This is a genomic window from Shewanella sp. MF05913, assembly GCF_059758095.1.
On the sequence record NZ_JCAYNT010000012.1, the window covers coordinates 32863 to 54381 of the forward strand.

A 21519-nucleotide genomic window follows, 5' to 3' on the forward strand; every position below is an offset into this window, starting at 1 on the left:
TCCAAACTTCATGACAAAACGCTCGATTTACGTTGCATATACTGGCGGTACTATCGGCATGCAAAAAACCGCGAATGGGTTTGTACCCGTTGCCGGTTTTTTAACAGATTGTGTTCAATCTATGCCAGAGTTTTATCATGATGAAATGCCTAATTTTGTTATCCACGAATACAGTCCACTCATCGACTCATCGAACATGGCACCGCCCGATTGGCAAATGATTGCCAATGATATTCAGGCCAACTACGACAAATACGACGGCTTTGTGATTTTGCATGGTACTGACACCATGGCATATACCGCATCGGCACTGTCGTTTATGTTGCAAGGTTTATCCAAACCCGTCATTGTGACAGGTTCGCAAATTCCATTAGCGCAATTGCGCTCTGACGGTCAAACCAACCTACTTAATTCGTTATACATTGCTGCGAACTACCCTGTGGCAGAAGTCTGTTTGTTTTTTAATAATAAATTGTTCCGTGGTAACCGCTCAACCAAAGCTCATGCCGATGGTTTTGATGCCTTTGCTTCACCGAACTTTCCGATATTGTTAGAGGCTGGCATAAAAATTAACCTTAAGGCGGGAAAAATCAGTGCGCCCACCGATCAGCCGCTCGAAGTGGTGACCATTAGCCCGCAACCTGTTGGCGTGGTGACGTTATACCCCGGTATTTCAACTGAAATTTTTATCAACATTTTGCAGCAACCCGTTAAAGCTTTAATCTTGCTCACCTTTGGCGTTGGTAATGCACCGCAAGATAAACAACTGTTAGACACGCTGAAACAGGCTGACGAACGCGGTATTGTGTTAGTGAACCTAACGCAGTGTTTTCAGGGGAAAGTCAATATGGGCGGTTATGCGACGGGTAATGCACTGGCTCAAGCTGGCGTGATTAGCGGATCAGACATGACCATTGAAGCCGCACTCGCTAAACTGCATTATTTACTATCAATTGGTTTGACATCAAATCAAATCAAACACCGTATGCAACAAAATCTGATTGGTGAGCTTACTGAAGGATAATCAATAAATCATTGATTTTATATCCTATAAAAAATAAAAATGCGAACCTAGCGGTTCGCATTTTTCATCAATTAATTTCACTCATGGTAGTGAGCGGTCGTACTCTACGCAGAATTTATCGGTTGCTAGCAATGGATAAATTACAGGTCTGCTTCTTTAAACTCAGCAATCGCTTCACCTTTAAACTGTTTTTTCAATTCAGTTTTAGACAGTTCATTAATGTTACCACCTGATGCGATGGTAAAATGCTCCGTTTGATTCAACTTACGCGCTTGATACATCATCACGACTTGTAACGTTGATTCTCGCTGCTGCTCGGTCAACACAGTTCCGTCATCCCATTTACCTAATTCAGTGGCAGACAATAAACGCTGGTACACTTCATCTGGCATTTCATCGATGACTTTATTGATATCGTTCATACTGATTTCCGTTTATGTAACACAATTCTGATCCGAGTGATCAAGTAACCTGTAAAACCTGCCACAAAGCTGGCCACAGCTAAGTACAAGGTGACACCTTGAGCAGGTTCGCCGCCCCAAAACCACACCACTACACCTGCAATGAATAAGGTCAAATAGATAAAACTTTGGTTCATTAAACTGTTTGAACGCTCTATATGACTAATAACAGACAAAGATTGCGTATTACCAGACAAATCAGTTTTACAATGCGGACATTGTTTGGCTTGGCTGGAAATACGTTTTTGACATTTAGGGCATGCAACTAACGCCATGTTATACCGTTCCTGCTGAGTTCAATTGAGATTATAAGCTATCAACGACAGCGAGCATGGCTACCAATGAAGCTTCGCCTAAATAAATACTGCGCTCTGGAGACCAACCAACAAATGGATCGGCTAGGTTTGCGTTGTCTTTAAACGGCATTTCTAATGTATTAGATAAACATGAGAATGTATTTGCTACCCAGTTAGAACCCACTGTTAAATTAGCTTTACCAGGCTCGTCTTTGTCATAACCAAACTCCGTTTGGAAATCCGCACTGGCAATGGTTAAAGCGCTAACAAACTGTTGTTGTAATGCGGCCATTTTATCATTGTAATTTGGCACACCTTCACAACCCGCTAAAAATACATACGGTAAACCTTCATCACCATGCACATCGTAAAATAGATCTACGCCAGTTTGCTGCATTTTGTTCACTACATAATACACTTCTGGGCTTTTTTCTAGGCTCGGCGTTTGCCATTCACGGTTTAAATTGGTGCCCACAGCATTGGTACGTAAATGACCACGTGCGCTTCCGTCTGGGTTCATGTTCGGTACGATATAAAAATTTGCCTTGTCTAACAGCGCTTTAGACGTTGGGCAATCGCCGTCTAGTAAACGGTTGAGTAAACCTTCTACTAACCATTCGGCCATGGTTTCGCCAGGATGTTGACGTGCGGTAATCCAGATATTTTTCTTGTCTGAGTCGCCATCACCAATTTTTAGCAACGTCATGTCACGACCATCTAAGGTTAAGCCTAAATGCTCAAGACTCACTGATGGGTGTAATTGGGCTTCACTGATGAGGTCTAGGTGACGCTCGTAGCTGTAAGGTGCAAAGTAGGCAATTTGCATTGCTTCACAGTCTAGCTCGGCTTGAATAGTGAGCACGCCATTTTCATATTGCGTTGGCAGTCTAAACCAGGTTTGACGGTCGTAACTTGCCACTGCTTGATAATCTTCCCAGCCTTTTGGATAAGATGCCGTGCCTGCGTTAAGGATATTTAAGGTATAAGTTTGACCGACTTCACCTTCTAAACGGAAATTAAACCATTGATAGAATTCATCGCCAAAGTCAGGACGAATAGCGAGTTGAATGTCATCGTGTTTGTCGATCTTGATGACGTTAATATTGCCACCGTCAAAGTTTGCACTGATCCGCATTGGAATTTCCTTTAATTTGCTTGCGCTTATATTTAACCTGAACTCGGTCTATACCTTTTTTTATGCGCCATAGCTTATCAAATGCGGCTATTAGTGTGAACCTTTTAAAAACTAAAGCTGTAACCTTGACCGCGTACCGTATTGATCATTTCTCTTGGCAGATTGCCTTTAACTAACTTACGCCGAGTATTACTGATGTGCATGTCTAAATTACGATCAAACCGGCCATGTTCTTTGTGTAGTACCCGTTGTTGTAATTCCGCTTTTGTCACGACCTCACCCTGATGTTCAAATAAATACTTAAACAAGCGATATTCAGTTTGTGTTAACACTAACGCGTTATCCACTAAATTGACCGTATAAGTGTCGTCTTCAAAGCTAATTTGGGCAGGTTTTACGTCATTAATTGCGGGTTGCGAACGGCGCTTGAGCACATTTAGGCGCAGTTGCAACTCACGAACGTTAACTGGCTGGCTCAAATAATCGTCGGCACCCAACTCAAGAGCATTAATACGCTCAAGTTCATTGTTCGCATCTGCAATGACAATAATCGGCGTCGGGGCTTGTCGGGCTACCAATAACCAAAAGGAATCCATTTTAGGCACAGAAAAATCAAGTAATATGGCTTCCAGGGTTAACGTTTCCATTTTGATCAGTGCATCAAAGGCATTATCGACTTGATGGACATAGTACCCTTGCGCGCTAAGTTGATGAAATAACTCATGAGCTGCAGAATGTAGATCAATTAATAGAATGTGTTTCATGCCTAACCACTTAATGATAACGATTTCTATTTAGATTATCACAACAATTAACAACTGACTATGTTCCTACATCACAATATGGGCATTCATTTTCATCAGGCATAAAAAATGGCCTGAACATTCAGACCATTTTATTTACACTCACGCAGCTTTGACGATTATTTTTCGCTCATTAATTGCTTAATGAACTTAACTGGCGCACTGCCATAACTTAAAAACTGTTCATGGAACTGTTTTAAGTCAAAATCATCATCTAACTTGGCTTTTTGCTGCTCACGGAAATCATAAATTTCACGATAGCCAGCATAGTAGCTCGTTAACTGGACCTGGCTTAACGTTGCACGGCGCCATTTTCCTTCAGCTTCTGCGCGTTGTTGGAACGCTTCGTTTTCAAGTAAATTAATCACGTCTTGTTCGCCCATACCATTCACCTGGATGCTGTAATCAAGAATGGTGTTGCAAATAACCCGTAAATTCCACTTGTAATACATCAGCCACATTTCAGGTTCAAAATCACCATAGCCCTCTTCTAACATCATGCGCTCAGTGTATACCGCCCAACCTTCAACCATCGCTCCGTTACCAAACAAGCTTTTTACCAGGCTTGGTGATTGGTTTGAATACACAAGCTGAGTGTAATGACCCGGGATCGCCTCATGAATATTAAGCACCTGTAAAATCCAATGATTATATTCACGTAAATAGCTTTCTGCAGATTCATCGCTCATGCCATCTAACGGCGATACGTTATAGTAGGTATTACCGCCTTGATCGTAAGGCCCTGGCGCACTGATTGACGCTCCTGCAAACCCGCGCATGTATTCTGGAGTCTCACGTACGATTAACGGCTTTTTAGGGTCGAGGGTGACTAATTGCTTGTCGTTAACAAACTTAATCAGTTCAGGAATTTGTTTGCGCACTTCTTGCACAAAATCTTCGCGCTTAACATGTTTAGCCGATAACACATCGATTAACTGACGAATGGCCAATTTGTCATCTGTTGGCTGTGGCGTTTTGATGTACTTAGACCATATTTGGGTGGTGATTTTAGCCATTTCTTGCTGAATTTGATTTTTATCTGCAACCGCTTTGTCAAATAGCTGTTTTGCTGTCATCCCAGACTGAATATCAAAGGCAAACTTTTCTTCGTATAAGGTTTCGCCAATACGAAAATCTCGCGCGCCATCTTTGGTCAGTTTGACTTCAAGTGCCGTTAACCATTCAATGTGCTGGGTTATCGCAGCAGTAGCCGCATCAAAACGTGAGGTAAACAACGCTTTTTGCTCTGCCGTTAAGCCGGAGTCTGCGACTTGTTTAACAAGCGCATCAGACAGTACTGAAAACGCACCTTGGTTTTGCATGATGGCTAATTGAGTATGCTCCAGTGTTGGATCACTAATGTTAGCTCTTGCCGCTTCGTAATAAGCAGGTACATTTTCTAATCGGGCAATAACGGAGGTTAAACGTTCATCTAGAGGGGCAAAATCTTCGTTAATGATTTGCGCAAAGCCACCAGACACATTGTAGTTAGACGGATCCCATTGCCAGCTTTTAAAACGTTGTACACCCCACTTCATCGACTCAATAAGGTTAACCAGTAATTTATAATCAATCTGCTGATTAGCCGTTAACGTTAATGGATCAAATTGTGCCAGTGCGGTTTCCTGTTTATCAACAAAAGCCAATGTGCTGTCACGGCTCTGCTGATTCGGAATATCAAGGTAGCCATCGTTTACGTGTTTACCACTGTAAAGCGCCCATGTTGGCGACAGTGTCCATAACTCATCAATAAACTGTTGTGAATAATCGTTAAAGTTTAATTCTACTGCAGCTACTGGTGTGGTAACGTCTTTTGTTGCTGTAGTTTGCTCAGTTGCTACACTCGTTTGATTGTCGCTACAGCCTAGCAAACTGGCTAGTGCAAATGAGACAGCCAACGGCAATAATGCTTTATTCATTTTATATCCCTAAGTTTATCGTTTTTGTATTTTTAATTGGTGTTTAATCGTCGCTTACATAGCGTTAACTATCTGGTTAACGCTCAAGTCGAAAAATAGATTCTCACAATGTCCATAGTTAACCATGTTCGTTTACTATTTGCAGCAACTAGACATCTTTTGTGACACTAAATGATACTTATGCCGTCAATAAATAGATATCCATTTGAGCCATTCACTCGTTATCTTTATCGTCTACCCTATTGTGTGTATCTATGAAGGAAAACACCATGCAAGCGAGCCACATTCGACTGATCCTTAACGGTAAAAAAGCGGCGATTGCCGAGATAAGACAAACCGTTATGCGGCTTCGGGATGAAGGTCATATTATCGATGTTCGGGTTACGTGGGAACACGCTGATATGCAGCGTTTTATCGATGAAGCGATTAACGATAATGTTGCACGAATTGTTGTGGGCGGCGGTGATGGAACCTTAAACGAAGCCGTCACTGCGTTGCAACTCAATGACGCTCCTGCAAATAACATAGCGCTGGCTTTATTGCCTTTAGGTACAGCAAATGATTTTGCTAGCGCTTGCCATATCCCTGTACATATTCCATCAGCTTTGCGGTTGGCTATTACAGGTAACGCGTTTTATGTTGATGTGATTAACGCATCAAATCTTGATGATAACCACCCAACACTGCAGTATTTTATAAACGCTGCAGTTGCAGGTTTTGGCGCACAAGTCACTGCCGAAACACCAAGCGAGTTAAAAGATTTTTTAGGTGGCGGCGCTTATACCTTAACCGGATTGGCTAAAGCGCTAGGATTTAAGCCTTATCAAGGAAACATCACAACCGTTAAAGGAAGGTTTGAAGGCGAGATTGTTGTTGGTGCGATGTGTAATGGCCGTCAAGCGGGTGGTGGACAGCTGTTAGCACCAAAAGCATATATTGATGACGGTTTGATGGATGTAACCTTGTTGAAGTCTTTTTCACCTTTAGACATTCCCACCGTGATAGAGGAAATATCCACTCTAAGTAGTGAAGCGAAATTTTGTTATCATTTTCAAACTCGTTGGCTTGAAATCGATTTCCCGATTGAGTTGCCACTTAATCTTGATGGCGAGCCATACCCAAGTAAGCAAATGCGTTTTGAAGTTGTACCACACGCGCTGCGAATGGTACTGCCAGATGACTGCCCTTGCCTGTCTGCAAAAACCACAAGTTAACTGGTCACAACATCATTACTAAAGCGCTTAACGTGTAAGCACCTCATGAGTGAATCTTTAATCCATAAGCAATAAGTTTATAGATTCCAAGGATTTGGCTTTGGTCCTTTCTTAACAGGCGCTTTCTGAGTTTTGGCTTTTCTAAAATCTGTGTTATAGCTTTTAGATTTACCTAAACTTAATGTCGGTCTTTCATCCTGCGTTTGGGGTTTATTTTGACGACTTTTAGGCATGTGATTGAGAATAGACTCTGGCACCGGCTTATTCGGCTCAAATCCATCAATGACTTTACGCGCTAACAAATGGCCCAAACGGCTCTCAATCATGCACAAGTTCTTAAAATCATCTTTAGAGACAAACGATATCGCTTCACCAGCAGCACCTGCACGGCCAGTACGACCAATACGGTGAATATAATCATCCGCAGGAAATGGTAAGTCGTAGTTAATCACCCGTGATAAATCGTCAATATCGATACCGCGAGATGCAATCCCTGTCGCCACCAGATACTTAATTTTACCCGATTTAAAATCCGCTAAAATTTGTTCACGCACAGGCTGACTGCGGCCACTGTGGATGCACTCCGCCTCGATATCACGTTTTTCTAATTGGCTGACTAACTTGGCGGCACCTTGCTTGGTTTCAATAAAAATAAGCGCTTGGTCCCAGGCTTCGGTTTTAATCAAATGACTTAATAAAGCAGATTTTTTGTCTTTATCAACCGTAGTTAACCATTGTGAGATTTTTGGCGCTGAGTTTTTATCAGCAATCACTGAGATTTCAACAGGGCGATGAATAGCCGTTTTAGCCAGTGCACGAACTTGGTTCGACAGTGTTGCAGAAAACAATAAGCTTTGACGTTCTGATGGCAGTTTATCAATGATTTTATTGATGTCTTCAATAAAGCCCATATCTAGCATGCGGTCAGCTTCGTCGAGCACTAATACTTCGACTTCGTCAAAATGCACGGCACGCTGGGTGTATAAATCGAGCAGACGCCCAGGGGTTGCCACTAAAATATCGACACCGTCGAGCAACGCTTGTTTTTGCGGCTTTTCATCAACACCACCATAAATCACAAACGAGCTCACACCCACATGTTTGGCATAAGCCACTATGTTACTTTGGATCTGTACAGCAAGTTCACGGGTAGGCGTTAAAATGAGGGCGCGAATGCGCTTTTTGCGTTCCGTTTGCGTGTCGGCTAAACGTTCTAATATTGGTAGCACAAAACTTGCGGTTTTACCGGTACCGGTTTGCGCGGCGGCAAGTAGGTTTTTACCTTGTAAAATCACCGGAATGGTTTGTTGTTGAATAGGCGTTGGGTTGCTATAACCCACTTCAGCTAAGGCTTTGACAATAGTGTCGCGTAATCCAAGTGTCGAAAATGGCATGAAATGAGTACTCAATAAGTAGGATAAAAAATAGCGTGGGGTCAGTATAGCATTCACTCATAGGTCAATACACTTGAGTGAAAATAATCTATTAGAAATGAAAAAAGACGTCCGAAGACGTCTTTTTTCATATTTGGCGGTGAGCGAGAGATTCGAACTCTCGTTAGGGATAAACCTAAACACACTTTCCAGGCGTGCGCCTTCAGCCACTCAGCCAGCTCACCAATTTGTCGGATTCAAATACATGACATATTCAAATCCATTTATTCGCTTTCATTAAATATACGCGTTATCAATCTAACCTTGCATATTTAATAAAGCATCACAGTGTTGTAGACGTTAACGTCCTATAGCAGCTGTGATGTTAATCGTGGCGTACTTTACGCAAATGCCGATAGCGGGTCAAGCGAAATAACCCCACTATACAAGCGTTTGCACAAATGCTCGGCAACTTAGGCAAAATCTACCCAATTAAGGTTGGAAATAAGCCTTTAACACCTGCGGCGATCACTTCAATGCCTAAAGACAACATCAGTAGACCCATTAGACGGGTAATTACGTTAATGCCAGTTTTACCTAATAATTTAAACAGCATTGGCGCCATCCGGAATAATCCCCAGCTGACAAGGCCTAAGGTAATAATGGTTAAAAACATACCAATGTAGTTGGTTATTTGGTGATGCTCCGCTGCAAACACAATCACCGCACTAATGGCACCGGGACCAGCCATTAATGGCAAAGCCAATGGCACAACTGCAACAGATTCCATACCTGAAGACTCACGGTCTTCTTCCTGGTTACGTTTCACTTCACTGATTTTACCTTGCAACATCGACATCGCAATAATACAAATCAAGCTACCACCGGCAATACGAAAAGCCGATAATGAAATACTGAACATACTAAGAATGTAATGCCCTGCTATTGCTGTCACCAATAAAATGATCACTACGGCAATATTTGCATCACGATTAGTATTTTGGCGATCCGCTTCAGTTTGATGGCTGGTTAAGCTCACAAATACAGGTAATAACCCTATAGGGTTAATGATGGCTAACAGTCCTAAGAAGAACTTGATATAAAGCATAAAATCCACTAACTAAACCCTCTTGATATTACCTGATTTGAAGCTCAATTCTGAGCGCGCTAATGTAGCCGAAACATGTGGATTTACATAATGAGATTTTTTGTTATTTCAGAGCCATTTTGCCATACAAAAGCTAATGCGAACATGCAGTAATCTCATTAATATAATCGCTAAACGAATTAAAAATTTAATATGGAAGTAATTTTATTACATTTTAAGCCGATCTGCTGAGTTTTTATGTCTGATCACTCTCATTATTGCTGAATATATACCCATAAAACGATTTTAGTGGCTGTATACCTTAAAGATATGTCGATAAATAACAAATCATAACATTGAACATAAAACCATCATGATGAAAAATTCTAACATTACTGTTATTTCGTTCATAAAAAAAGAGATGTCACCTTAAGTGACATCTCTGTTTAATTGAGTCTTACCGTTAAGTCATATTAACGGTATTGCGTCATTTCATCGTAATGACTATTTTGCTGTCCAGCGATCCATCCAACCGAGTACATTTTTGTACCATTGTTGCAGGTTGTCCTGGTTTAAAATCCAGTGATTTTCATCAGGGAATACTAACAACTCAGATGGGATACCATTACGTTGCATGTAAGTGTATGCCGCCAGGCCTTGACCATAAGGTACGCGGTAATCTTTTTCACCGTGAATGACTAACATTGGCGTTTTCCAGTTTTCAACATAGTTAACTGGGTTAAACTTCTCAAACAGTTCTTTGTTTTTGTCGTACGAACCGCCAAATTCATATTCAGGGAACCATAGCTCTTCTGTTACGTAGTACATTGAACGCATGTCAAATAGACCCGCATGGTTAACAAGACACTTGAAACCATCGTTCCATTTACCTTGGAACCAGTTCATCATGTATCCACCGTATGAGCCACCTAATGCACAAGCATTGTTTGCATCTAACCAAGGTTGCTGAGTGGTGACAGACGCCATGCCCTTTTTAAGATCTTCCAGTGGCTTGCCGCCCCAATCTTTACCGATTGAGTCAGTAAATGTTTGGCCATAACCGGTAGAACCGTGGAAGTCGACCATCACTACGCCATAACCTGCGCCAGCCCAAAGCTGGGCATTCCAACGACCACTGAATCCATTGCCAAATGAACCTTGTGGGCCACCGTGTACTAAATACGCGATTGGGTATTTTTTACCTTCTTCATAATTAGCCGGTTTTATCCAGTAACCATGTACGGTTTCATCATTCCAACCTTTAAAGTTGAACTGTTCAAACTCGCCAAATTTAATATTGGCCAATTTATCTTTGTTGACGTCAGTTAGCTTAGTAAGTTGCTCACCTTCTGCCGTTACGCTATATAGATCGCCTGGTTCAACCAGTGATGACTTTTGGAAAATCAATTTGTTGTTAGTGACCGCGATTAAACTATTGCTGCCTTGATTATAAATAGGACGCACATCACCAAATTGAGTGTTCACTTCAAAAATAGTGACCTGACCCACATCTTGCGCGGTGACATATAAAGTACGACCATCGGCACTGAAATTAAGCGAACTTGCACTGCGATCCCATAGAGGCGCGACTTCTTTTTCCTGTCCTGTGACATTGTCACGTAACATGATGCGGTAACGGTCTGCTTCATAACCTGGCTTGGTCATGGCTAAGTACGCTAAATAACGACCATCAGCAGAAAATGTAGGCTGTGAGTCCCATGCGGTATTGGCTTCGGTTAAATTAACAGTTTCGCCACCTGCCACAGGTACTTGCCATAAATCATAATTGGTTGTCCAGGCTTGATCGCTACTTGGCGCTTTTGCGCTATACACCACGTATTTACCATCTGGCGTAAAAGTCACTTCTTCCATTCCAGAAAATGGCTTAGGAGGCGTTTCAGTGTCGCGATTAGCGGTAACATTGGTTGGCTCAGTGATTTTTTTACCGTTTAATTGCGCTACAAATAAATGGTTACGTGCATGGTCTTCCCAGGTATCCCAGTGACGAACCATTAATTGCTTATATTCGCGGCCAGACGTTTTGCTTTCATCAATGGCAGTAAACTTGTCTTTAGAACACGCTAAGTCTTTACACTCAGGAAACACGCGCATGGTCATAACAACTTGCTTGCCATCTTGAGACAATTTGTAGCCATTCACATCTAACGGTAAATCCGTTACCGCGATGGCTTCGCCACCGTTGAGGGCTAACTGATATAACTGACTGCTACCCGTGCGGCTGGCAAGGAAATAAATCGACTGCCCATCTGATGAAAAACTCACATCATGTTCAGTACCCGCAGCAGCCGTTAGCTGTTTAGGTTTAGCGTTTTTGTTGCTTAAATCGAGCAAGTACAGATCCGAACTCGCCTCGCCTTTTTCATCAACGACTTTAACGCCATAAACGAGGTTTTTACCGTCGTTTGACACAGCAGCTGAATGAACTTTATTTAAATTAACGAGTTGCTGCACATTAAAAGGTGTCGGCTCAGCCGCCAGCGCTGACGTTGCCATTCCGGCGGCAACCAGTGCAAATAATACAGAGGACTTTTTCATTGTTATAGAGTCTCAGTTGTTTTAGGTAGAAATCATGCTGAACCTAATTTAGGATCAACATATCAATATCTATTGCAGACTAGCGAAAGCAAAACGCTCAAGCAACAGGCCTTTTGTAAAAAGCTGTAAACTTGAGCGTCTTATCACATGACATCTTGTTGTTTAACAAGCTTATCGATGCTTTCTAGCAGCATGCGATTACTTAGCTTTGCTATTTGCAATATTGATTTTCCATATTGCAGGTCCAGTCTCATGAGCGTTAACGCCATTAGAGTCTACAGCAACGGTAACCGGCATATCTTGAACGTCAAACTCGTAAATGGCTTCCATTCCCAAGTCTTCAAATGCAACAACACGGGCTTTTTTAATCGCTTTAGACACTAAATAAGCTGCGCCGCCCACAGCCATTAAATAAACAGCTTTGTGCTTTTTAATTGACGCTACGGTTTCAGGGCCACGCTCAGATTTACCAATCATGCCCATTAGACCGGTTTTGTCTAACATCATGTCGGTGAATTTATCCATACGGGTTGCCGTTGTTGGGCCTGCTGGGCCTACAACTTCATCACGCACTGGATCAACTGGGCCAACGTAGTAAATAAACTTGCCGGTAAAATCAACGCCTGCAGGTAAACCTTCGCCAGAATCTAATAGCGATTGAATACGCTTATGCGCAGCATCGCGACCGGTTAGCATTTTACCGTTAAGTAATAAGGTATCGCCGCTCTTCCAGGTTTCGATTTCAGCTTGAGTGATGTTATCTAGATTGACACGATGAGTGTTCTCGCCCGCTTCGCGAGTGATTTCTGGCCAATCAGATAATGATGGTGGTGCTAAATCAACTGGGCCTGTACCGTCTAAATGAAAATGCACATGGCGAGTTGCCGCGCAATTTGGGATCATCACCACTGGCTTTGAGGCTGCATGAGTTGGCGCTGATTTGATTTTAATGTCTAGCACTGTGGTTAAACCACCTAAACCTTGGGCACCTATACCTAGGTTGTTAGCGCGCTCAAAAATATCTAAACGTAATTTCTCTTCGGTCGTTACCGCACCGCGCGCCATTAACTCGTGAATATCAACCGGATCCATTAATGACTCTTTTGCCATTACTGCGGCTTTTTCAGCCGTACCGCCAATACCTATGCCAAGCATGCCTGGTGGACACCAACCTGCGCCCATAGTCGGTAAGGTTTTTTCAACCCAGGCAGCGATATCATCAGACGGGTTTAACATTGCCATTTTAGATTTGTTTTCAGAACCGCCGCCTTTGGCTGCAATCATTACTTCAACTTGATTGCCGGCAACCATATCAATGTGTACCACTGACGGGGTGTTGTCTTTGGTGTTTTTACGTGTGCCAGCAGGATCGGCGACAATCGATGCACGCAATGGGTTATCTGGATTGGTGTAAGCGCGGCGAACACCTTCATCGACCATTTCTTGTACTGTCATGTCTGTTTTATCCCACTGTACAGACATACCAATTTTAACAAATGTGGTCACAATACCGGTGTCTTGACACAGCGGACGCTTACCTTCTGCTGACATACGCGAGTTAATTAAGATTTGTGCAATCGCATCTTTAGCTGCAGCACTTTGTTCACGCTTGTAGGCATTGTACATCGCATCAACAAAATCTTTTGGGTGATAGTAAGAAATGTATTGCAGTGAATCAGCGATACTCTCAATAAAGTCGGCCTGTTTAATTACAACAGGAGTATTGGAAATCGTTGTGGGGGTATTGCTCGACATATGGGGCGCTCCAGCAGCCATTGCGGCCTAACATTATTATCTTTATCAACAGAAACGTTTGGGTAACCATCTCGTTATTATTAACTGACTCAATCACGCGTCATTAAACGGCTACCAAACGAGGTTAACTATTTAGACCAATATGATACTCTTTCCATCCTTTTTGGGCTACATCACATTTTTAGATAAGGGTAATCGATGTTTGCGCGGGTAAAAAACGCACTCTATGGGCAAAAATTAGATTGGGAAATTGACACTAAACAACTGTTTGCATTATTTAGTGATAACCCCTGGGCCATATTACTCGACTCCGCCAATGCCGCGCACCCAGATGCGAAGTTTGACATTATTGCCTTTAATCCTATTGCGACCTTAACTAGCGATGATGGCCAGTGTCAATTTACCCCAATCCATCAGGATATTGCGCAACTGAATATTACGCCTTCTGCTGCGCTGTCGCCCCTTGAAAACTTAGCCCACATTCACACTTTGCTTTATCCCACTCAACAAGCATGTGAACACCCATTTAGTGTTGGCGCCGTCGGCGCATGGGGTTATGATTTAGGCCGGACAATTGAAAAACTGCCAAAAATTGCCAACAAAGATATTCACCTGCAAGAGATGAATATCGGGTTTTACGATTTTTGCTTGCTTTATTGCTATACCGAAAAGTGCTGGTTTGCTTACCATTATAATGGAAAGATAGCGCTTGAAACTGAAGTGAATTTAATTCAATCAAAAATAAAAAATCAGTATAACCTCAATAAAGTGTCTCAAGCGGCCACACAAGATTTCACCTTAACCTCAGCATGGCAAAATCAACTCACTGAGCAGCAATACCAGCAAAAATTTGCTCAGGTACATGAGTATTTACTTAGCGGCGATTGCTATCAAATCAATTTAACTCAGCGTTTTGAAGCACACTATCAAGGTGACGAATGGCAGGCTTATTGTGCATTGTCGCATGCTAACCAAGCGCCCTTTTCAGCATTTATGCGTTTACCCGAGCATTGTGTGTTATCCATTTCGCCTGAACGCTTTATACGTTTACAACATCAATACATTGAAACAAAACCTATTAAAGGCACCTTGCCACGCAGTCTTGACCCCGTTCAGGATCAGCTTGCTGCCTACACCCTAAGCCATTCTGAAAAAGATCGCGCTGAAAATGTCATGATTGTGGATTTACTGCGTAACGATATAGGTAAAGTAGCAGCGCCTGGCAGTGTTAAGGTGCCGACATTATTCGCTATTGAAAGCTTTCCTGCGGTGCATCATTTAGTGAGCACAGTTACCGCCACACTGGCAGCCGATCATAATGCCTTTGATTTACTCCAGGCCGCCTTTCCTGGCGGTTCGATTACTGGCGCGCCTAAAATACGCGCCATGCAAATTATTGAAGAGTTAGAACCATCAAGACGTAATCTTTATTGCGGCAGTATTGGTTACATCAGCCAGGACGGTAATATGGACACCAGTATTACCATTCGCACCTTAGTTACAGAGCAAAACCGTATTTATTGTTGGGCTGGCGGCGGTATTGTGGCGGATTCTGATGCGAAAGCGGAGTATCAAGAAAGCTTTGATAAAGTCAGTAAAATCTTGCCCTTATTAGAGAGTCTTAATAAACAATAGTATAGGTCGTTAAATCTCAGTATTTAATTGAGCCAAAAAGCTTTTCATATACTCAATTCTTTTGCTGGCTTCTATTTTTGCAGATTCAGTGTGCATAGTGTCAGCAAGCTTAAATAATTTTGTGTAAAAGTGGTCAATCGCAAAAAGACGATCATTAGCTTGTCTGTTTATACAAAATGGATCATCCACATTATACAAGCTCACACCAAGGCTGGTGCTGACTTGAAGACACCTTGCAATACCTATGGCGCCTAATGCATCTAACCTGTCGGCATCTTGAACAATTTTAGCTTCTACACTTTGTGGAGCAACATTGGCGCTAAAGCTGTGCGCAACTATCGCATGGTGAATGGCAGGTAAAAATTGAGTTGGATAATCTATACTGCCTAAAAACGCGATGGCTTTATCTGCCGCATAACGTGAACTTTGAGCACGCTCTGGATGATTTTTAGCAAACGAGAAGCAATCGTGTAAATAAGCTGCTGGTATGACTATCGCAGAGTCAGCGCCTTCACTGACACATAATGCTTTAGCCGTGTTAACCACTCTAAACACATGATTAAGATCATGGGCTAAATCTTGTTGCATCTCAGCGTTAATAAACGCAATCAATTGATATTCATATTCCTCTTTCATGTTATTCCTCACGTATCGCGTTAGCCAACCTAATGAACCCAATCTGCATAGTCAATTTTTTACAGCAAGGTATTTTAACTAATAAGCATTAGCCGGCAATAACTTTAATTGGTTCAGCGAGTACCCACTTTTGAACCATATACCCGAGAAACGAAGGCGTTTATATGCTTAATTTGCGCTGTGATATTCCGCGACAAGCATTAACATCTTTGACCACTCGCTCAAATACTTCTTGAGCATTCACTCAAAACCTGTTTCAATATCAGCCTTAACTGAAAAAGGAGTTCACATGCTTAAGTTTTATTTCCACCCTGGCCCTAACCCAATGAAAGTTGCTCTATTCTTAGCTGAAACAGGTTTACCGTTTGAGCTTGTGCCTGTAGATACTCTTAAAGGTGAGCAACATACTGCTGAATTTAAAGCGATTAACCCCAATGCTAAAACGCCTGCGATTGATGATAATGGCGTAAGAGTTTTCGACTCTAACGCGATTTTGTTATACCTGGCTGATAAGTCTGGCCAGTTAACGGGTAAAGCGGAAGATCGCGGTGAGTTGTTGTCGTGGTTAATGTTTATTGCCACTGGTCTTGGTCCTTTTTCTGGTCAATCCGTGCATTTTAGACACCATGCTCCTGAAAAAATCGCCTATGCCACTAACCGTTATTCACGTGAAGCACAGCGCCATTACGAAGTATTAAACGATCATTTAGCGGGTCGTGAGTACCTAGTGGGTGATGAATACACCATTGCGGACGTTTCTGCATGGGGTTGGATTGATAAAGCGACGGTTGTGCTTGGTGAGGAAGGTTTAGCACCATACCCTAATCTACAGCGCTGGTTTGATCGCGTGAGTGCACGCCCTGCCATTGAAACGGCTCGTAATTTTGGAAAAGATGTTGCCTTTAAAGGCGAGTTTGACGAAGAAGCAAAACGAGCTTTCTTCCCACAGAACTTTCCAAAAGCTTAAACAGTAAAAGCCCCATAACATACTATTAGTTAAGTGCTTTAGGACAACCTTAGGGCAACAAACGCGTATTACTCAGTAGTACGCGTTTTTTTATGTGACGGATCCCCTCTTCACGGTCGTATATTAATGGCATTAATAGGTTATTAATATGTATTGATTTGGTTATTTAACCAGTAAATATCGTAATTTTACTTGTTCTTATGCCGTTATTTTTCTACTGTTAATGCAGCAATTGAAAATGATTATCAATGAGGTTGATCATGAATACCCACTTACAGCATCAAATTCATCACTGGTTACAACAAGACCCCGATCCTAGCACTCAAGCTCAATTACAAACATTACTCGACAATCAAGACGAAACAGCTTTAACCAACATGTTTTCAGGTCGTTTAGCCTTTGGCACCGCAGGACTTCGTGGTGAAGTGGGCCCAGGCCCCATGGGAATGAATCGCCTCGTTGTTAGACAAACAACGGCAGGTCTAGGTGCCTATTTATTGGCACAAATTAATGATGCAGCCAGCCGAGGCGTGATTATTGGCTATGACGGTCGTCATGATTCGTATGCATTTGCTCACGATGCTGCCAGAGTGCTGACCGCAATGGGCATAACCGTTCGGTTAACGGCTCGGGTTGCCGCTACACCATTAGTGGCCTTTGGGGTAAAACACTTTAACGCTGCTGCAGGCATTGTGGTGACCGCAAGCCACAACCCACCACAATACAATGGTTATAAGGTGTATTGGGAAAATGGTGCGCAAATTATTCCGCCACATGACTCAGGTATTGCCGCACAAATACAACAGGCTGCCATCCAGAGCATCCCGTTTATCTCGCTTGATGATGCCCAGAAACAAGCCAAGTTGATTTGGCTCGAAGATGATTTTTACCAAACCTACCGCGAAGGCATTCATACTGCGAGTGTATTGCAACAACATGCTAATACCCAACCGGTAAGCTTAGCGTACACCGCTATGCATGGTGTGGGCGCTGACATGGCTGAAGCCGTGTTGAAAGATGCAGGATTCACCCAAGTCTATTCTGTCGCGGCACAACGTGAACCTGACGGCGATTTCCCCACGGTTAACTTCCCTAATCCTGAAGAAAAAGGCGCAATGGATTTAGTCATTGCAGAAGCTAAAAAACATCAGGCCATGCTCGCGTGTGCCAACGATCCTGATGCCGACCGTTTTGCTGTGGCAGTGCGTACTGCTGAAAACGACTATAAAATGCTTACAGGCGATCAAGTCGGCGTATTGTTTGGCGAGTATTTATTATCACACGCCCCAACCCACCAACGTCTAGTGGGCACCACCATCGTGTCGTCAAGTTTGTTGTCTAAAGTTGCACAATCGATGCAAGCAACATGCTATACCACCCTCACCGGCTTTAAATGGTTGATGAATGTAGGAATAAACAAATGCGAGGCTGATAACCAATTCTTGTTCGCTTATGAAGAAGCGCTGGGTTATACCGTGGGCAGCATGGTGTGGGATAAAGATGGCTTATCTGCATTAGTCGCGTTTGCACAGTTGTGCGCTGAATTGGCCACCAAAAATCAAACTGTGTGGGACAAGCTAGAGCAAATTTACCGTCTGCATGGTTTTCACCTTAATGCGCAAGTCAGTATTGCCCTAAAACCTGATACGCCAAACATTGGTGAGCATTTACGCCAACAACCACCAGCCAGTATTGCCGGTTTGGCGGTAACGTCAAGCGATGATCTAAGACAGTCTTTACGAACATTTTCCGATGGTTCTACTGCGGTCATTGACTTACCTAAAAGTGATGTATTGATTTACTGCTTAGAAAATGGTGCCAGAGTCATCGTAAGACCCTCAGGCACAGAACCTAAAATTAAGTGTTATTACGAAGTCGTTGAAACCATGACAACAACTGACACTTGGGCCACTGCGCAACAACGAGCCGAACAGACGATGGATAAATTTATTAAAGCTCATCAAGCAAGTTTGCCTAGCTAATCAATTATCGTGAGCGACACCGGCTACACTGTTAAACACCTGTTAAATTTAACAGGTGTTTTTATTTGTGTTAAAAAGTAAATTAACAAACTGTTTGCATTAGTATATTTCACTATACCTGTGTGTCATTACATATGCCGTATTAAACTAACTCACCATATATTAAACAGATCTAATCTCCAGCAAAACTGGTCTATAATGTTATATAATTTCTATTAACGTTATCGCAGGATTGCTAATGTATAAAAGTCTCGTATCTTTGGCGGTCATCGCCAGTATTTCCGCCCCAGCAGCTATGGCTGAAGAGGAAGGTCTGAATCTTGAGCGTATTCAGGTCATTGGTTCACGTATTGCCCTGCGCACAGCCACTGATAGCCCAACACCTGTTGATATTATTACCTCAGAGCAACTTGAAGCGACCGGGATTACCGAAACCGCAAAAGCGCTACAGTTTGCAGCACCCAGCTACAGCTTTCCGTTTTCATCCATTACAGACGGCAGTGATGCGGTTCGCCCTGCTAGTCTTCGCGGCATGTCACCAGACCATACTTTAGTGTTGGTTAACGGTAAACGTCGTCACGGTTCTGCGTTAGTTCATTTGTCGGGCACTGTCGGTAAAGGTTCTTCTAACGTTGACTTAAATGCCATTCCAATGACTGCAATTAAGCGCATCGAAATTTTACGTGACGGCGCGTCGGCACTTTATGGCTCAGACGCCATTGCCGGCGTGATTAACGTTGTACTTAAAGACAGCGACGAAGGCGGCAGCATTTCTACCCAAATAGGCCAAACCTATGAAGGTGATGGTGAGCAAGTACGTGTAGGTGTTAACCAGGGCTTTAGCATCAGTGACGACGGCTTTGTTAACGTATCGTTAGAAGCGCATCAAAAGAATTCAACCAACCGCGCTGGTTTAGATTCTCGTCAACAATACCCGAAACTGGCTGATGGTAGTTTAGATCCTCGTGAAGACACAATTAATCTTAAAAACCACCACGTTGGTGACAGCGATTATGATAACTACGGCTTATTTGTGAATGCTGAACAAGCCATCACAGACACCAGTAAAGTGTATGCTTTTGGTGGCGTAAGCCAACGCGAATCTACCTCTGGTGCTTTTTACCGTCGCGCGATAGATTCACGTAATATTATTGAAGTATACCCAGACGGTTATTTACCGCAAATTAGCCCTGAAATCCTCGATTATTCATTTGTAATGGGTTATGACGCTGAATTAGGTGATTGGAACATTGATGCCTCTGCCGGTTACGGTAGCAACAGCTTTGAATATAACGTTGAAAACACCATTAACGCCTCTTTAGGTCCAACGAGTCCAACCGATTTTTATGCTGGCACCCTGTCTAATAGTGAGTTAAACCTCAATCTTGATGCGTCTACCTATTATGATTTTTATAATGATTCAGAAATCATGGTCGCCACAGGCGTCACTTTCCGTGAAAGTGGCTATGAGATTGAAGCGGGTCAAGAAGAGTCCTATATTTTAGGTGACTACGAAAATAAAGCGGGTGGTAGCCAGGGCTTTGGTGGCTTTACCAAAGAGTCTGAAGTCGATGAAGACCGCACAAACGTTGGTTTGTACATTGAACTTGAAAATCAACTTACCGATGACTTTTATTGGGCGGCGGCGATACGCTATGAAGATTATTCAGATTTCGGAGGCAATACCAGCTGGAAATTGTCGGGTCGTTATGATTTGACCGATAAGTTAGCGTTTCGCTTAACCACTGACACTGGTTTCCGTGCACCAAGCGTGCAACAGTTATACTTTACCAACGTGTCGACCTTTTTTGACCCAGATCCAGTCACTGGCGAATTTGTACCGCGTGAATCAGGCACCTTTAACCAGTTATCGCCAATTAAACAAGCGTTAGATATTCCCGATCTTAAAGCGGAAATCTCACACTCTTACAGTGCTGGCCTAGTTTATAACGGTGACGATGGTTTTACCGCGACATTAGATGCTTATCAAATTAATGTTGATGACCGCATTATTTTGTCTGGCTCTGTTGATCAAGAAAGTTCACCTGTTATTGCTGCAGCGCTTGCTGGCACCAATGCTGAATCTGCGCGTTTCTTTATGAACGCAGTTGATACAGAAACCCAGGGTATTGATTTAGTTATGACGCAACAATTTGACCTAGGTCAGTTTGGGGATGTGTCGGCTAATCTTGCTTATTCATACAAAGAAACCGAGATTAAGTCTGTTAATTTACCGACTATTCTCGATGGCTTAGAAAGTGAGTTATTTGATCGCATCGAAGAAATTCGTATGACAGAAGCAACCTCTAAGCATTCTGGCAACATTGGTTTTACCCATCATTATGATGACTTTACCACTAACTTACGTTTCAGCTACTTTGGTGATTACACGGTAGGTTATTCGTCGAGTGAAGTGGAATACGATGCAAAATGGACCACAGACTTAAGTACCCGTTATCAAGCCACTGATTCACTTGCGGTAACACTTGGTGTGCAAAATCTGTTTGATACCTACCCAGAGAAACGTCCTGAAGACAATAACTTCAATGGTATTTTTGTTTACCCATTAACCAATACTCCATTTGGTTTTAACGGTGGCTACTATTACTTAGATCTACGCTACACCTACTAAATAATCGTTATTAGTAAGCATTAATCAGCCGATAACTCACGCTG

The 21519-nt window shown here is 42.6% G+C and carries 16 protein-coding genes and 1 tRNA gene; 6 read left to right on the top strand and 11 right to left on the bottom strand.

What is annotated here, in order from left to right:
- Nucleotides 1-10: 10 nt before the first annotated feature.
- The gene (ansA, locus tag AC19MV_RS14345) at nt 11-1024 is read left to right on the top strand and encodes an asparaginase (protein WP_498308392.1); all 1014 of its coding nucleotides are present in this window, start codon (nt 11-13) and stop codon (nt 1022-1024) included.
- A 140-nt stretch (nt 1025-1164) separates the two neighbouring features.
- On the opposite strand, the gene AC19MV_RS14350 is transcribed toward ansA, so the two are convergent.
- The 5 genes from AC19MV_RS14350 to AC19MV_RS14370 form a co-directional block, all read right to left on the bottom strand.
- Nucleotides 1165-1446, bottom strand: a complete 282-nt coding sequence (locus AC19MV_RS14350; protein ID WP_432401921.1) for a YeaC family protein — start codon at nt 1444-1446, stop codon at nt 1165-1167.
- On the bottom strand, nt 1443-1760 hold the full coding sequence (locus AC19MV_RS14355) for a zinc ribbon domain-containing protein (RefSeq protein ID WP_160054759.1): 318 nt from the start codon (nt 1758-1760) through the stop codon (nt 1443-1445). The genes AC19MV_RS14350 and AC19MV_RS14355 overlap by 4 nt, the downstream gene beginning before the upstream one ends.
- Nucleotides 1761-1791: 31 nt before the next feature.
- Nucleotides 1792-2916: a M14 family metallopeptidase gene (locus tag AC19MV_RS14360; RefSeq protein WP_432401924.1), complete on the bottom strand. Its 1125-nt coding sequence runs from the start codon at nt 2914-2916 to the stop codon at nt 1792-1794.
- 104 nt (nt 2917-3020) lie between these two features.
- Complete coding sequence (locus AC19MV_RS14365) at nt 3021-3680, bottom strand: response regulator transcription factor (protein ID WP_498308394.1); 660 nt, start codon at nt 3678-3680, stop codon at nt 3021-3023.
- Nucleotides 3681-3838: 158 nt separating this feature from the next.
- Nucleotides 3839-5638, bottom strand: a complete 1800-nt coding sequence (locus AC19MV_RS14370; RefSeq protein WP_498308396.1) for a DUF885 domain-containing protein — start codon at nt 5636-5638, stop codon at nt 3839-3841.
- 269 nt (nt 5639-5907) lie between these two features.
- Between AC19MV_RS14370 and yegS the strand changes: the two genes are divergently transcribed.
- Nucleotides 5908-6852 carry a lipid kinase YegS gene (gene yegS / locus AC19MV_RS14375; protein WP_498308398.1) on the top strand — a complete coding sequence of 315 codons (945 nt, stop codon included), beginning with the start codon at nt 5908-5910 and terminating at the stop codon, nt 6850-6852.
- Between the two features lie 77 nt (nt 6853-6929).
- Here yegS and AC19MV_RS14380 read toward each other — a convergent pair whose 3' ends face one another.
- From AC19MV_RS14380 to AC19MV_RS14400, 5 genes are all read right to left on the bottom strand, one after another.
- Entirely contained in the window at nt 6930-8246 is a 1317-nt protein-coding gene (locus tag AC19MV_RS14380; RefSeq protein ID WP_498308400.1) for a DEAD/DEAH box helicase, read from the bottom strand.
- A gap of 134 nt (nt 8247-8380) precedes the next feature.
- Nucleotides 8381-8470, bottom strand: a tRNA-Ser gene (locus AC19MV_RS14385).
- Nucleotides 8471-8709: 239 nt separating this feature from the next.
- Nucleotides 8710-9333 (bottom strand): YchE family NAAT transporter, encoded by a 624-nt coding sequence (locus AC19MV_RS14390; protein WP_498308402.1) that lies wholly within the window; start codon nt 9331-9333, stop codon nt 8710-8712.
- A 483-nt stretch (nt 9334-9816) separates the two neighbouring features.
- Entirely contained in the window at nt 9817-11868 is a 2052-nt protein-coding gene (locus AC19MV_RS14395; protein ID WP_498308404.1) for a dipeptidyl-peptidase 5, read from the bottom strand.
- 198 nt (nt 11869-12066) lie between these two features.
- Nucleotides 12067-13623, bottom strand: coding sequence for a fumarate hydratase (locus AC19MV_RS14400; RefSeq protein ID WP_498308405.1), 1557 nt, complete (start codon nt 13621-13623; stop codon nt 12067-12069).
- A 198-nt stretch (nt 13624-13821) separates the two neighbouring features.
- Here AC19MV_RS14400 and pabB point away from each other — a divergent pair, with 198 nt between their 5' ends.
- Nucleotides 13822-15258, top strand: a complete 1437-nt coding sequence (pabB, locus tag AC19MV_RS14405) for an aminodeoxychorismate synthase component I (RefSeq protein WP_498308407.1) — start codon at nt 13822-13824, stop codon at nt 15256-15258.
- Nucleotides 15259-15267: 9 nt separating this feature from the next.
- On the opposite strand, the gene AC19MV_RS14410 is transcribed toward pabB, so the two are convergent.
- The gene (locus AC19MV_RS14410) at nt 15268-15894 is read right to left on the bottom strand and encodes an HD domain-containing protein (RefSeq protein WP_498308409.1); all 627 of its coding nucleotides are present in this window, start codon (nt 15892-15894) and stop codon (nt 15268-15270) included.
- 289 nt (nt 15895-16183) lie between these two features.
- Between AC19MV_RS14410 and AC19MV_RS14415 the strand changes: the two genes are divergently transcribed.
- The 3 genes from AC19MV_RS14415 (at nt 16184) to AC19MV_RS14425 (ending at nt 21475) form a co-directional block, all read left to right on the top strand.
- Nucleotides 16184-16861 carry a glutathione S-transferase family protein gene (locus tag AC19MV_RS14415; RefSeq protein ID WP_498308411.1) on the top strand — a complete coding sequence of 226 codons (678 nt, stop codon included), beginning with the start codon at nt 16184-16186 and terminating at the stop codon, nt 16859-16861.
- 260 nt (nt 16862-17121) lie between these two features.
- Nucleotides 17122-18843, top strand: coding sequence for a phospho-sugar mutase (locus AC19MV_RS14420; protein ID WP_498308413.1), 1722 nt, complete (start codon nt 17122-17124; stop codon nt 18841-18843).
- A 238-nt stretch (nt 18844-19081) separates the two neighbouring features.
- Nucleotides 19082-21475 carry a TonB-dependent receptor plug domain-containing protein gene (locus tag AC19MV_RS14425; protein WP_498308415.1) on the top strand — a complete coding sequence of 798 codons (2394 nt, stop codon included), beginning with the start codon at nt 19082-19084 and terminating at the stop codon, nt 21473-21475.
- Nucleotides 21476-21519: the final 44 nt, after the last annotated feature.

Coding starts and splice junctions, on each gene's coding strand:
- ansA (WP_498308392.1), top strand. CDS start 11: ATGACAAAACGCTCGATTTACGTTGCATATACTGGCGGTACTATCGGC.
- AC19MV_RS14350 (WP_432401921.1), bottom strand. CDS start 1,446: ATGAACGATATCAATAAAGTCATCGATGAAATGCCAGATGAAGTGTAC.
- AC19MV_RS14355 (WP_160054759.1), bottom strand. CDS start 1,760: ATGGCGTTAGTTGCATGCCCTAAATGTCAAAAACGTATTTCCAGCCAA.
- AC19MV_RS14360 (WP_432401924.1), bottom strand. CDS start 2,916: ATGCGGATCAGTGCAAACTTTGACGGTGGCAATATTAACGTCATCAAG.
- AC19MV_RS14365 (WP_498308394.1), bottom strand. CDS start 3,680: ATGAAACACATTCTATTAATTGATCTACATTCTGCAGCTCATGAGTTA.
- AC19MV_RS14370 (WP_498308396.1), bottom strand. CDS start 5,638: ATGAATAAAGCATTATTGCCGTTGGCTGTCTCATTTGCACTAGCCAGT.
- yegS (WP_498308398.1), top strand. CDS start 5,908: ATGCAAGCGAGCCACATTCGACTGATCCTTAACGGTAAAAAAGCGGCG.
- AC19MV_RS14380 (WP_498308400.1), bottom strand. CDS start 8,246: ATGCCATTTTCGACACTTGGATTACGCGACACTATTGTCAAAGCCTTA.
- AC19MV_RS14390 (WP_498308402.1), bottom strand. CDS start 9,333: ATGCTTTATATCAAGTTCTTCTTAGGACTGTTAGCCATCATTAACCCT.
- AC19MV_RS14395 (WP_498308404.1), bottom strand. CDS start 11,868: ATGAAAAAGTCCTCTGTATTATTTGCACTGGTTGCCGCCGGAATGGCA.
- AC19MV_RS14400 (WP_498308405.1), bottom strand. CDS start 13,623: ATGTCGAGCAATACCCCCACAACGATTTCCAATACTCCTGTTGTAATT.
- pabB (WP_498308407.1), top strand. CDS start 13,822: ATGTTTGCGCGGGTAAAAAACGCACTCTATGGGCAAAAATTAGATTGG.
- AC19MV_RS14410 (WP_498308409.1), bottom strand. CDS start 15,894: ATGAAAGAGGAATATGAATATCAATTGATTGCGTTTATTAACGCTGAG.
- AC19MV_RS14415 (WP_498308411.1), top strand. CDS start 16,184: ATGCTTAAGTTTTATTTCCACCCTGGCCCTAACCCAATGAAAGTTGCT.
- AC19MV_RS14420 (WP_498308413.1), top strand. CDS start 17,122: ATGAATACCCACTTACAGCATCAAATTCATCACTGGTTACAACAAGAC.
- AC19MV_RS14425 (WP_498308415.1), top strand. CDS start 19,082: ATGTATAAAAGTCTCGTATCTTTGGCGGTCATCGCCAGTATTTCCGCC.